Genomic DNA, 13,099 nt, shown 5'->3' on the forward strand with positions numbered 1-13,099 from the left:
AAAGCATTGTTCCCATCAAAAGTCTCAATAAAAGTATCCGCATGAACAAAATAGCAAAGCGTAGCAGCGACGTCAAAATGTTAAAATGGTCAACATCTATGGGTAATCAAAAATGCTTTTTGATCAGTGTTGTATGGTTCTCTATTTCCTTTTTAATGCAACCGAAATACTTATTGGCCCAGCGTGATACCGTTTGGCTGAACAGTAATTGGAAATTTAAAACCGACAAGCAATCGGAGGGATTAAAAGCTGCCTGGTTTACAGCGCCACTAACCAATAGCAGAACGGTTTCCATCCCTCATACCTGGAATATTGAAGACAGCAATCAAACGCACTATGGATGGGCCTGGTACCAGCGTAATTTAGCAATTCCGGCCTCTTATAAAAACAAACAGGTAGTAATTGAATTTGGTGCCGTTAACCACACAGCTCATATATATGTAAATGGAATAAAGGTTGCAGATCATATTGGCGATGGGTTCAATAAATTCAAAGTTGATATTAGTAAAGCCGTTCAGCCTGGAAAAAGCAATCAGCTAACAGTTGCCGTGAACAATGACTATGGTAAGAACAAAGTACCCTATGGAAGTTCTTTTGACTGGCCGAATGATGGGGGCATGATCCGAAAAGTGAAAATGATTGTTACGCATCCCATAGCGCCACAACAAATATGGGTAAGGCCTACTTTATACAAAGATTCATCGGCAACCCTAAAAATTAAACTGCCATTTAATGCGGCAATACTCGAAAAGAAATATGCAGGGCTCAAAGACAAATTGAAGCTCAATATTCAAATTGCTCCTGATTGGGAACAATACAAGCAAATGAATCGACAGCCCAATTTAACAATGCATGAATTGGCCAGAACCCAGATGGTTACCGCCTTGGTAAAGCCAGAGTGGGACGGAGTGAATGCGTATGCTACGGTTCAAATCCCGAAGGTAAAACCCTGGCATTTTGATTTTCCACACTTGTATTTCGTAGGTGTTTTTATTACTACTGATACAGAAATGATTGATATTATTGGAACCCATACTGGTTTTAGAAACTTGGAATTCATTAATGGGCAAACCCATTTGAATGGAGAAAGAGTAAAGCTAATGGGTGTTGAATGGACAGCAGGATCTAATCCGGATTACGGTTTTGCCGAAACAGATTCTGTAATACTGGCGAATTGCAAATTGATGAAAAATGTAAATGCAATTTTCACCAGACAGCATTTTCAGCAGGACGATTTGTTTTATGAATTCTGTGACCGAAATGGCATATTGGTGCAACAGGAAGTTCCTTTGTGGGGGCCTGAAACCCCAGCCAGCGAAGCCGTTCAGCAGATTGCCATGCAGCAATTGGGAAGCATGATTGATAATCTGTATAATCATCCCAGTATCTTTTCCTGGGGTGCAGGAAATGAATTGCGCGCCAGAGATGCAGACATGAAACCCTTTATTAGTGCATTAATGAAAAAGTCAAGAGAGCTGGATCCAGGCAGGAATACTGCCTACGTGAGTAATACGCTAACACATGGTTATATCACGAATCCCAATTTTGTTCCCGATGCAGCTGCGGAGGGAGATTATTTAATGATGAATGAATACGGGGGAAGTTGGTGGTCTATACCCACTGGAAAAATTCATTTATACCTGGATAGTGTACATATGAGTTACCCTGACAAGCCTTTTTTTATTTCAGAATTTGGTTTGTGTGAGCCTAATTTTAAAGGGGGTGATGAGCGAAGAGTAGAAGACCTTATTTATCATATGGCGATATATGAAAGTAAGCCTTATGTAGAGGGCGCCATCTATTTTGATTTAACGGATTACCGAACGCACTATCCCGGTACCACCGATTTTGGAAAGTTCAGAAGAAGAATTCATGGGGTGTATGATATGTATGGAAATCCCAAGCCTTCTATGAAAGTATTAAGAGAGCAATCATCGCCTATTGAAATTCAACACGTGGCCAATGGGGAAAAAGGAAAAATCAATATTACCCTTTATGGTAGTATGGGTTTACCTCAGCATACAGTGAATGGATACCAGTTATTTATTTCTTCACAACAAGATAATTACCTGCAAACAAAACCTTATTTAATTCCCACGCTGAAACCGGGGCAGCGGCATAGCTTAAAAGTGGATGCTATTGCGGGTTCAGGTTCTGGTGATTACTTTATTACAATTGTGCGGCCGCAGGGGTATATTGCTACGCAGAAAGGTTTTTCAGGTGGTTTTTAACAATATAATGTTGTAAAATTCCATCATTAATGCCTCTATTTGCTATTAATGATGGAAAAAACCAACATAAAATGGCTTGAATTGACTGATAATGCCATCCTGAATCAATTAGGAGCGTTTATTAAAGAGACCCGTTTGTACCAAAATAAAACCCAGCATTATAAGCCCATTGCTTTTGGCGAAAAATGCGCTTTCTAAAAAGAAGAGAGTTTCTGCGCATGTAGCTAAAATAAAACCAACACCTAAATCTAATTGGTAATGGTAAGCAATGCATTTATTAAAATCTGGGATCAACTAGTGGGTGCAAGTGCATGGGATGCCGCTAAGGGCATTGCTTTTTTTGAATTCGAACCCGTTATACAAGATGGCTTTAATAAAGCAACCAAAATTGAAGTGAGTCAATTGATTGAGACTGCGCAAGCCATTCTATACAATGAAAAGACGGGTGAAGTAAAAGCAGGGCAAGTAGAAGCGCCCAGAGGTTTTACCCATTGGTTGATGAAGTTTGACGGGGTAAGCGATTCAGAAATTGGTATAACAAAAGGATATGGCAGGGTAGAAATGGCTTATCATTTAATGGCTAAAGCGGCAGGTATTGAAATGATGGAATGCAGACTCTACGAAGAAAATGGAAGAGCACATTTTATGACCCGGCGTTTTGATAGAGTAGGCAACAAACAAAAGCTTCATGTACAAAGTTTTTGTGCACTCAATCATTTTGACTTTAACCTCGTTAATGATTTTAGTTATGAGCAATTGTTTGGAAGAATGTCTTTTAATGTAATTGCCCCTGCATTTCATATCTGTCATGCTTACAGACCAGAAAGTAACTGGGTAAGCCAGCATGCACTAAGTGTAAATGGAAAGCGATCCTATATTACCAGAGATGATTTACTGGCAGTTGCTAAAAATATGAATATCAAAAAAGCACCTGCCATTTTGAATCAAATTAAAGAAACGGTTGCATCATGGAAAAACTATGCAGTAGAAACAAAAGTAGCCCCCAAATTAGGAGATGCAATTGGTCAAACATTGATTTTGCTTTAGAACATAAACGCACCGGCCATTTGATTTTGTTCTGTCCTTGAAATTCCAATTTGATTCGCAATTTTTTTCCAGTTCTGAACAGATAATTTAACATCATCAATAATGGAATCCATTTTTTTGGAACTAAGCTGAAAAAAAGCCCCCACGCTTTTTGCAAGTTCCAAATCCAATGAATTATTGTTCATGTCAATATTTAGTGCAAGCCCATTTTTATACACCGATGGATTAATGTCATAAGCTGGTGACAGGTGCCATCCGTTATTTTTAATTAGAAAACCATGATTTCTAAAATGGTCATCTGTATTGGATATGGTAATATTAAATACGATTCTTCTCCATAGTTGCTCTAAATCTGCAGAAATATTAGCTCCGTGAAATTGTATAAATTCTGCTATTTCCAAATAGCTTCCCATATTATCTCGTATCAGGTTTTCATTGTTACCTGTCATTGTCATGGCAGAAGCAAAATGAATTCTTTCTCCATTCTCTCTGTCAAATCTTTTAGTAAAAAATGTATGATGCTTTCCTGCAATTTTTTCAATTTTACTCTCAGACATTTGTATGCCTGCATCTCTTGCCAGTAAATAAGCCAGATATTCCCATGAAGCTTTATCTACCTCATCCGTTTTTGAAGGAAATTTTGCAATCCATGGATGGTGTTGATTATCGAGGATATTAGCTTTAGGTCTAGCTCCACCAAGTGAAGAACCAGGAGCTATTAAAATTTCAAGCCAATTATTTATAAGGGAGTCGTCATTGTTTAATTCAATGGCTTTTGCTGCGTTCTGCTTTCGTCATTCACTCCCAATAAAAAATCTATATCTGTTAATTGTCTGTTTTCAATACCACTTTCTAAGGCAAGTTGAGCAGCTCTTTTTTTCATCAATGTTCTCCCCCATGTGTCTGGCATTGAATCTAGAAATACACCAAAATTTTCTTTATTGGTTGGGTGTTGCGTTCCTGTGAACCAATTAATATCCGGGTCTAATAAAAATTGTTCTTTTTGGTTTAACCAGGCATCATCATAGGTAAAACTAAAAGCAGTTTTGCCTCTTGCCATTTGAACAGTTAGCATGCCTATTGCTTTAGGTTCGTTTAAACCCAGCCAATGTGCATATACTAAAATGTTCTTTTTATCTGCCATTATTTATTTTTTGTCAGCAAATTCAGGTCCTGCAATTTCCTGCCATAAGTATCATCAGCCGCTATTTGTAAAAAATCTTCATGTAAACCCAAAACCCTTAAAGTATTAAAATACGCACCCATTGAAACACTAGGATTCCCTTTTTCAATTTCGTAAAGTGTGGATCTATCAATATTGGCTCTTTCTGCTGTTTGAATAGTGGTTAACTTCCTCCTTTTGCGTGCCAGTTTAATATTCTCTCCTAGTTCTGCCAGAATCCGCTGGTGTTTGGGGAATAATATGGTTTTCTTAGATTTCATGTTGTTTAATATCTACAAAATTAATAATATTGTTGAAAATAAGCAACAAATAAGTTAATTCACCATTATCCCAGCCAAACAACCATTATGATGAAAATATTTCATAATTTCATCATAAATAAATTTTGATGTCGAATAGACTACCACCAGTTTGGGTTGATGTTGAAATTTTCGCCAAAATTCATCATTATGGCTTTTGATAGAAATACGCCTTTCAACGAATTACCCAATTTGCCTCCTTTGGGCTTTGTTGAATCGCCCGAAATATTAAGACAACTAGCTAAAGCTGCTCGTTATTTGGGAGAGCTGAATGGCCTTTGTGCGTCTTTGCCAGATTCCCAAATACTTATCAATACAATTATACTACAAGAGAGTAAAGAAAGTTCTGCAATTGAAAATATTGTTACAACACAAGACGAATTGTATAAAGCTGCAGCAGAAGATGGTACGGCAAATCCAGGGGCAAAAGAGGTATTAAGTTACAAAGAGGCTTTGTATGTGGGATTGAAAAGAATGCGTGATCAAAAAAATCTTTTACTTACCAATACCATGGTAGAAATAGTTCAAACCATCAAGCAAAATAATGCTGGAATTAGAACTATACCCGGGACTGCTTTAAAAAATGCTATAAACGGAGAAATAGTTTATACTCCGCCTTGTTGTGAAGATGTGATAATTGAAAAGTTAAGTGCATTGGAACAATTCATCAATGACCCGGTATTATCTACATTAGATCCTCTGATTAAAATGGCTTTAATTCATTACCAGTTTGAAGCAATTCACCCATTTGCTGATGGAAATGGCAGAACGGGTAGAATCTTAAATGCATTATATCTTGTACAGCAAGACTTATTAACACAACCTGTACTTTACCTGAGTTCATATATCGTAAAACATAAAGCAGATTATTATCAGCTATTAAGATCCGTTACTGAAAAAGAAAATTGGAACGATTGGATCATGTATATGCTAACAGCTTTAATTGAAACAACACAACTCACTACAAAAAAAATAAAATCAATACTTTCATTAAAGAGTGATTATGAAACTCAAATGAAAGTTGCCTTAGGGTCTTCATTTAGTTATGAATTACTTCAGTTGATGTTTACTTTACCCTACTTAAAAATAGATTCAATTGTAAATAATGAAATTGCACACAGACAAACTGCTTCAACTTGGTTAAAGAAGCTCACAGAAGCCAATTTATTGAGACCACAAAAAATGGGAAGAACAACCTATTACATCAATTATCGATTGATGGAAATCTTAACCAGTAATTTTCTTTAACCAAAACTCGTAAAAACTTGCAAGTCCTTTCTGCCATATTCAAACTGATTTTACTGTTAGCCATTCAAATACTGATTGAACAGGCACCGCAATTGATACTGGGACATCCTGAAGTGGTTGTTAATCTCAGCTTTATTTTCATTATCAATTGCGGATTACTTTTGTTTACCAGCAATTACCGATGGTTTTATATTCTGCAATATATATCCCTGGCTATTTATGCCATTGTACTCGTGCCACAGTTGTTCTTCTTTAATATGTTCAACTTTTATGCGCGGATGAACTATATCTTTTTAAGTCCGGGCAATTTTATCATTGCATTTGTTTACTTGTTGATGGTAGCTGCGTTAATTACCGGTATCGTATGGTTACAGGTAAAGCTGATGAAAAGCATGGGCAGACAGGTTTATGTGGTGCCTGTATTTGCAGGACTCTTGCTGATAGCAGAGTTTGTGGCGCCCCCTGCGGAGTTTTTATCCGCCCGCGCCATTCCATTATCCAAATCCAATACTTCTTCGAGTGCCACAAAAAAATCATCGGTGGCAGATGATGCTTCCAATGAGCCCTTTGTTCCCTGGCGTAAGCTGATCATCAGTTATATCGGTAACAACAATATTGCTCAAATACAAAAAGACTATAACAAATACGCCAAGGGAAAAAAATCCATTACGCCCTATGCCTGTGACACGGCCAGCGATGGGTTAACCGCCAGTATGGCTCCCTCCATGCAATACCTTTACGATACCAATGCCAAGAAAGATTTTTTATTGCTGATGGAAAGTTGGGGAGAACTGGCAGAGCCCGGTGAACAGGAGAAGCTGATGAACCATATCCGCAATTTGTTCAACCGACATGGGGCAGCGCTTACCAGTAACTATACTTTAGAAATGGGCCGCACTTGCTTTCATGGCAATACCAGTTCGGCGGAAGGACGTGAAATGCTGAACATGAACGACGAGGAATCTTATCGCGCATTTTTAGAACATGGAGTAAAACCTACGCATAATATTACCGAATATAAAAATCAGCATGGGTATCATACCATTGCCGGATTCACTGCGGCTAAACAGTACGGCAGCAACTCCAGCAATGCAGAAGGATTCCGCAGAGCACTGGGTTTCAAGAGCCGTTTTTATTACGAGGAACTCAGCAAACATTATCCCGACAACAAAGAGAATACTTATAAAGCGGTCTTTGATGAGAATATGATTGACAGTATTCTTAACGAGAGCAAGCGCTACGAAAAAGTATTTGCCTATGCGCTGACCATTAATACGCATACTCCATTTCGACTGGATGTAAATAACAATATCGATGGCAGATTTTATTACAAGGTAAAGGGCCAACTTTTTAAAAGCTTTAAAGAGAACCAGCAGGCATTCGACCAGTTTTACCGGATTGCCTCTATTATCGACCATACCTTCAAACGCCTCGCAGAATCCACGCCCAGCCAACCCGCCACAGTCAGCGCCAACGCCACAACCGCCGCCACCCCCTTCGACCGCATCCTCATCATTGGCGACCACGCCAACCCCGATTTCCGGACCCGCGGCCTATATAATATGAAAACCGTGCCCTTCCTAATTATCCGGCGCAAAAAATAGCGAGGTAACAATTTGGTAACAATGCCGTAACAATTGCGTAACAATGGCGTAACATTGAGGTAACACTGCGCTGATACTTTTGCATCATAAAATATTCAAGTGATGCAACAACCCCCGGCAATCAGATTATTTTTTACCTTTTTCTTCACTATTCTGGCTTCAGCAGTGTTTTCACAGGCCAGAATCAACGGTAAAGTAATCTCCGCCACCAACGAAACCTTATCAGGAACTTCTATCAAATTAGAAGGACCCACTAGTAGAACCGTAGCCGCCGATGTAGAAGGTCGTTTCAGCATTTCGGTAAAGCCAGGAAAATACACCCTGACTTTTTCAAGAGTAGGTTATCAAACCAAAGTATTGGAAGACATCGAAGCCAAAGAAGGCATTGAAGCCAATGACTTAAACGTAGTATTAGATTTAAAAACCACCACTACAGAAGTAGTGGTTCGTTCCTCTGCCCGTAAAGAAAGTTCCAATGCCATGATTGTGTTTCAAAAAACCAACACAGCCATGTCGAGTGGATTGGCGGCAGACTTCATCAGAAGAACACCCGATAGAAATACTTCAGACGTATTAAAGCGTGTGAGTGGTGCTTCTATCCAGGACAATAAATTTGTGGTGGTTCGCGGATTAAGCGATCGTTACAACCAGGCTTTGTTGAACAATGCTTTAATGCCCAGTTCAGAGCCGGATAAAAAAGCATTTTCATTCGACATTATTCCAGCGGCCATGATTGATAATATCATTATCAACAAAACCGCTACGCCTGATTTGCCCGGTGAATTCGCAGGTGGATTGGTGCAGGTGAATACCCGCGATATCCCCACTAAGAATCAATTGAACGTTACCGTTTCTTTGGGATACAACTCTCAAAGTACTTTCAAGAGCTTCACTGGTAATATGCGCAGCAATACAGCCTGGTTGGGTTTTGATGGCGGTGGCAGAAACCTGCCAGCCAGCATGCCAAATACGGTTACTTACAGAGGCTTGACCGATAATGAGAAAATTGCCATCAGCAAAGACTTTGACGGTAATGCATACGGTGAAAGAGTAAATACAGCAGCGCCTATCCGCACCGTAAACTTAGCATGGTCTAATACCAAGACTTTCAAGAACGAAGCCAAATTGGGATCTATCATCTCTGTTTACTACAGAAATGCTTCTATTATTTATGATGATGTGGAAAGAGGTCGTTTCGAAAAAGTAAGAACCCCCATTTTCACTGGTTCTGAAGTACAGAATCGTTATTCAACCAACTTGGGTGTAATGGCCAACTTCACTTATATGAAGGGGGCAACTAAAATCTCTTTCAGAAATATTCTGAACCAGGTGTACGAAGAGAATTACTTAAACAGAAATGTAGAAAATATAGGTCGTTTGCAAAATGTATCCCTGCGTTCAAACTTCTTAAACCAGCGTTTGTTGGTGAGCAGCCAGATCGAAGGAGAACATTTGTTAAGCAGCAGCCGCGGTATCAAGTTTATCTGGAATGCCAACGGTTCTTTCAACAGCAAATCACAGCCCGATTTCAGAACGGCTCAGTATACCCGTAACCTGGGTGCAACCACTGGTGCCTATACTTTAGACGATGATGATACCAGAAGATTTTTCTCTGAGCTAAAAGATTACGCTACAGGTTTAAATGGTACATTGATTGTTCCATTCAATATGGGGGGAATCAAGCAGACGATGAAACTAGGAGGCTCTACTTTGCTGCGTTTCCGTGATTTCAATGCCCGTGTTTTCCGTTACAGACCTGTTGGAAACAATGCGGACTTAACCATCCCTTACGACAAAATGTTCTTAAGTAGCAATATCAACTCCAATGGTTTATTGCTGGAAGAGCAAACTCAAAATACAGACCGTTATTTTGGTATTTCAGCCTTGAACAGCGGATACTTAATGTTCGACAATAAATTGAGCAATAGTTTAAGAGTGATCTGGGGAGCCAGAGCAGAATTCTTTGAGCAATTCCTAAGCAGCCGTGACCTTGCTTTGAACAGAGTAAGAGTGAATACGCAGAAGTGGGATTTCTTACCTTCTTTGAATATTACCAATAGTTTCAATAACCAACACCAGATTCGTTTTGCGGTATCTCAAACCGTTGCCCGTCCTGAGTTCCGTGAGATTGCACCCTTCCAGTTCTTCGATTACGAAAGCATCTGGGGTATTGGCGGAGAAACATCTTTAAGAAGAACCAAGATTTTCAATGCAGATATCCGTTACGAATACTATCCTAAGTCTGGTGAAATGATTTCAGTAGGGGTGTTCACCAAGAAATTCACCGATCCAATTGAGTTAAGAATGGACGGAGGAAGTAACGCAGACCGTTGGTTGTTCAGCTATACCAATGCAGCTTCAGCAACCTTAGTAGGAGCAGAGGTAGAAATTAGAAAAGGAATGGACTTTGTAAGTGACAAGTTAAAAGACTTCACTTTCATAGGTAACGTAACCGTATTACAATCTACTGTAAAATTGAATTCTACCCAGGCAAGCGGAAAGGAAACCACACAGAACAGACCTTTATTTGGTCAGTCTCCTTACTTAATTAATGCTGGCTTCCAGTACACGAATACAGAAAAAGGATTCAATGCTTCTATTTTATACAACAGACAGGGACCAAGATTGTCGTTGGTAGGAGATCCAGATGGAGCTGGTTTCTATGATATCTATGAAAAGAGCAGAAACCTGTTAGATGTACAAGTGTCTAAGAAAGTATTGAACAATGCTGGTGAGTTTAAACTTACTGTATCTGATATTTTCAATAACCAGTTTGCCTTCTACGATAATGCAGACAGCAAGCCTGGATTCAGTTATGCTGCAGGGGACAGAATCAACTATGCATACAGACCTGGAACAACCGTAACCGTATCATTCAGCTACGATATCAATTTTAAAAAGTAGTTCAAACGCGACAATTTCAACAACTGAGAATAAAAAATCTTAAAACCAAACAAATGAAAAAGCTTACTCAAATTTTTATCGCAGGAGCCTTAGCGCTAACCGCAACTTCTTGCGTGAAAGTAAACTTTGAAGATCCCATTGCCAACACCGGAACAGGTGCCAATTCGGACGATCCCAACACCACCAGAATCTTAAAAGGTTCTTATGAAAGAAGCATTACTTTAACGGGTGGTACGTATACCATTCAGGGATATGTGTACTTTCAGCAGGGAGCTACTTTAACCATTCCTGCAGGAACCATTTTAAAAAGTGATATTTCACAGAAGGGTGCGCTGATTATTGAAAGAGGTGCAAAGATTGAAGCGAACGGAACAGCGAGTAACCCCATTGTATTTACCTCCGGTAAGGCAGCAGGATCCAGATTACGTGGAGACTGGGGTGGCGTTATCTTGTTAGGTAATGCACCAACCAACAGACCTTTATCACCTGCTCCTTTAGTTGAAGGTGGAGTAGACAGAAGATATGGCGGTACCACAGCAAACGATAACTCTGGAACAATGCGTTATGTGCGTATTGAATTCGCAGGAATCGCCGCAGAACCTGGAAGCGAAATTAATGGGCTAACACTGGGGGGTGTTGGTTCAGGCACTACACTTGAATATATCCAGGTTTCTTACGGAAACGATGATGCGTATGAGTTTTTCGGTGGTACCGTAAATGCAAAATACCTGGTGTCTTATGCAACGTCAGATGATGATTACGATTTTGATTTTGGCTATACTGGTAAAATTCAGTTTGCTGTAGCACAGCGTCGTCCTGAAATTGGCGATACCGATGCGGGTAATGGCGTAGAAGCCGATAACGATGGATCTGGTACATCCACAAGACCTTTTACACGTCCGGAGTTGAGCAACTTTACCTGGATTGGTTCCAATGGTGCACCGAATACTCAGGCCAATGAAAATTTTGGTAACAGATGGAGAAGAGCAGTACGTTTCTCAGTACGCAACTCAATTATGATGGGCTTCCCTAAAGGTGGATTCTCTATGGAATCTGCTTTAACCGGAACTGCATTCAACAACGATTCATCTGAATTTAGAAATAACCTGGTACATGCTTTAGCCGATGCATATAAAGTAGACGCTTCAGCGGGTGGGATTATCACCGCTGCACAAGTGAAAACCAAGGCAGAAACCAATGGTGGTATCACTTACACGAATGCAGCAGATATTATGTTGACTGCTCCGTTTAATGTAGATGCGCCGAATTATTTACCAATGACTGGTTCACCAGCATTAACAGGAGCCAGCTTTACAGGTGCTGACGCATTCTTTACAGCAGTAGCATATCGTGGTGCATTTGGAACTTCCAACTGGTTAAATGGTTGGGCAAGCTTTACCCCACAAACCAACACATACTAGTTTTCTGCGGCCCAGCCGCAACTCATATTTTAATTGGCGTTTTATAACAGTTTAAGTTAAGTACGGGTCCCATTTCTATGGGACTCTTTTTTTGGCTCCGCTCGGCGCGGAGGTCGCCGCGGAAATCAGGGGGGAGGTCTTGTGTCGAATTTGTAAATTTGCTAAAAAAATATACCAATAGTAATGAGCATATACTTCAAGCATTTTTTTTCGCGCATTTTTGTTTTTGAAACAATATGTTTTGTGGCCATGGGGATTATAACTGGCTGTAATAGCGGAGGCGCTGATAAGGCTGCAGGCAGTGATGCTAGTAAGGATTCTACGCTGCGAAACCACCAAGCCCCTGCCACCCAAACAGCAATTGAAATTGCAGGTCTTCGCGGAGCAGATAGTGTGCAAATTTTATTCTTTACAGATCCCTACGGAAAAGATTCCTTGCGATACACTCGCTTTTTCAAGCACTATAATTCGGGTGATACAACCATTGTAAATCCTTTACTCCAAAATCTTGACAAGCTTTTTGTTTTGCGCAATGAAGTCATGAATTGCCGTTCAGAAGGAAAAATGTTTTTCTTTAAAGGAGAGCAGGAGTTAAAGACAGTTTATTTTAATACCGGGTCAAAAACTTCAGCAAACAATGCGTCAGTTTCAAATAAAAATGAAAACTGTGCATTCTTATATTTTATAAAAGATGGGGGCTTTTACTACGTTCCAGTAGATTCAGAAATTGCTGCTTTGCTAAACAAACTTAAACCAATGGCCAAGAAGCCAGTAGCAGAGGTGAATTAATTAAACTGTTTTAAATCATAAATCCCATAACCAGGGCTAAGTTTCGCCTAAGTTTCCTTTTTTCTTCAAAGTCTAATTCACCTACTTTTTTTATCAGTGCCTCGGTATTTATAGCGGTTACTTGGTCTATAAGTACGGTGAATTCTCCAAAATCGTAAACATATGTGCTCATGCGCAATACAAAGCAACGCGGTGTGAACATTTTAGATAAGGGGCAGACTAAAGCAGATACAGGATTTTTGGTATTCATGTAATCGCTTTGAACAATTACTACTAGCTTAATATTTTGGGGATTATTCCTCCATTCCACTGCCCAGATTTCATACTGCTTAGCGACTTGTACATAGTTAGGCCACTCGTAGGTTTTCATATA

At 39.7% G+C, this 13,099-nt stretch carries 12 protein-coding genes; 8 read left to right on the forward strand and 4 right to left on the reverse strand.

The genetic code is table 11. The features are described 5' to 3' along the window. Positions 1 to 41: 41 nt before the first annotated feature. Genes F777_RS0105605 through F777_RS15850 form a run of 3 tightly spaced genes read left to right on the forward strand, consistent with a single transcriptional unit; the run spans position 42 to position 3,278 of the window. The gene (locus F777_RS0105605) at positions 42 to 2,231 is read left to right on the forward strand and encodes a glycoside hydrolase family 2 protein (protein ID WP_201767575.1); all 2,190 of its coding nucleotides are present in this window, start codon (positions 42 to 44) and stop codon (positions 2,229 to 2,231) included. A gap of 48 nt (positions 2,232 to 2,279) precedes the next feature. After that, positions 2,280 to 2,429: a hypothetical protein gene (locus F777_RS17985; protein ID WP_161631487.1), complete on the forward strand. Its 150-nt coding sequence runs from the start codon at positions 2,280 to 2,282 to the stop codon at positions 2,427 to 2,429. A 60-nt stretch (positions 2,430 to 2,489) separates the two neighbouring features. After that, positions 2,490 to 3,278, forward strand: coding sequence for a type II toxin-antitoxin system HipA family toxin (locus tag F777_RS15850; RefSeq protein WP_026751182.1), 789 nt, complete (start codon positions 2,490 to 2,492; stop codon positions 3,276 to 3,278). On the opposite strand, the gene F777_RS18330 is transcribed toward F777_RS15850, so the two are convergent. The 3 genes from F777_RS18330 to F777_RS0105625 are packed head-to-tail and all read right to left on the reverse strand — an operon-like array spanning position 3,275 to position 4,721. Then, positions 3,275 to 4,048: a type II toxin-antitoxin system HipA family toxin gene (locus tag F777_RS18330; RefSeq protein WP_369791996.1), complete on the reverse strand. Its 774-nt coding sequence runs from the start codon at positions 4,046 to 4,048 to the stop codon at positions 3,275 to 3,277. The two genes, F777_RS15850 and F777_RS18330, sit on opposite strands and share 4 nt — an antisense overlap. Continuing rightward, the gene (locus tag F777_RS18335) at positions 4,039 to 4,422 is read right to left on the reverse strand and encodes a HipA N-terminal domain-containing protein (protein WP_235785890.1); all 384 of its coding nucleotides are present in this window, start codon (positions 4,420 to 4,422) and stop codon (positions 4,039 to 4,041) included. Before F777_RS18335 ends, F777_RS18330 begins: the two co-directional genes overlap by 10 nt. Beyond that, the gene (locus tag F777_RS0105625) at positions 4,422 to 4,721 is read right to left on the reverse strand and encodes a helix-turn-helix domain-containing protein (RefSeq protein ID WP_026751183.1); all 300 of its coding nucleotides are present in this window, start codon (positions 4,719 to 4,721) and stop codon (positions 4,422 to 4,424) included. The genes F777_RS18335 and F777_RS0105625 overlap by 1 nt, the downstream gene beginning before the upstream one ends. 189 nt (positions 4,722 to 4,910) lie before the next feature. Between F777_RS0105625 and F777_RS0105635 the strand changes: the two genes are divergently transcribed. The 5 genes from F777_RS0105635 to F777_RS0105655 all read left to right on the forward strand — a co-directional run bounded on the left by F777_RS0105635 (position 4,911) and on the right by F777_RS0105655 (position 12,726). Further along, positions 4,911 to 6,008, forward strand: a complete 1,098-nt coding sequence (locus F777_RS0105635) for a Fic family protein (protein WP_026751184.1) — start codon at positions 4,911 to 4,913, stop codon at positions 6,006 to 6,008. A 17-nt stretch (positions 6,009 to 6,025) separates the two neighbouring features. Beyond that, a complete protein-coding gene (locus F777_RS0105640) occupies positions 6,026 to 7,612 on the forward strand; it encodes an LTA synthase family protein (protein ID WP_026751185.1) in 1,587 nt (528 codons plus the stop codon). Positions 7,613 to 7,714: 102 nt separating this feature from the next. Then, entirely contained in the window at positions 7,715 to 10,516 is a 2,802-nt protein-coding gene (locus tag F777_RS0105645; protein WP_026751186.1) for an outer membrane beta-barrel protein, read from the forward strand. A gap of 53 nt (positions 10,517 to 10,569) precedes the next feature. Continuing rightward, the gene (locus tag F777_RS0105650; protein ID WP_026751187.1) at positions 10,570 to 11,937 is read left to right on the forward strand and encodes a hypothetical protein; all 1,368 of its coding nucleotides are present in this window, start codon (positions 10,570 to 10,572) and stop codon (positions 11,935 to 11,937) included. Between the two features lie 183 nt (positions 11,938 to 12,120). Further along, positions 12,121 to 12,726, forward strand: coding sequence for a hypothetical protein (locus tag F777_RS0105655; RefSeq protein ID WP_026751188.1), 606 nt, complete (start codon positions 12,121 to 12,123; stop codon positions 12,724 to 12,726). Positions 12,727 to 12,736: 10 nt separating this feature from the next. Here the strand turns inward: F777_RS0105655 and F777_RS0105660 are convergent, their stop codons facing one another. Next, entirely contained in the window at positions 12,737 to 13,096 is a 360-nt protein-coding gene (locus F777_RS0105660) for a type II toxin-antitoxin system PemK/MazF family toxin (RefSeq protein WP_026751189.1), read from the reverse strand. Between the last annotated feature and the right edge of the window lie 3 nt (positions 13,097 to 13,099).

Origin of the sequence: Sediminibacterium sp. C3 (assembly GCF_000508085.1) — a bacterium.
In the GTDB taxonomy this organism is placed as follows: domain Bacteria; phylum Bacteroidota; class Bacteroidia; order Chitinophagales; family Chitinophagaceae; genus Sediminibacterium.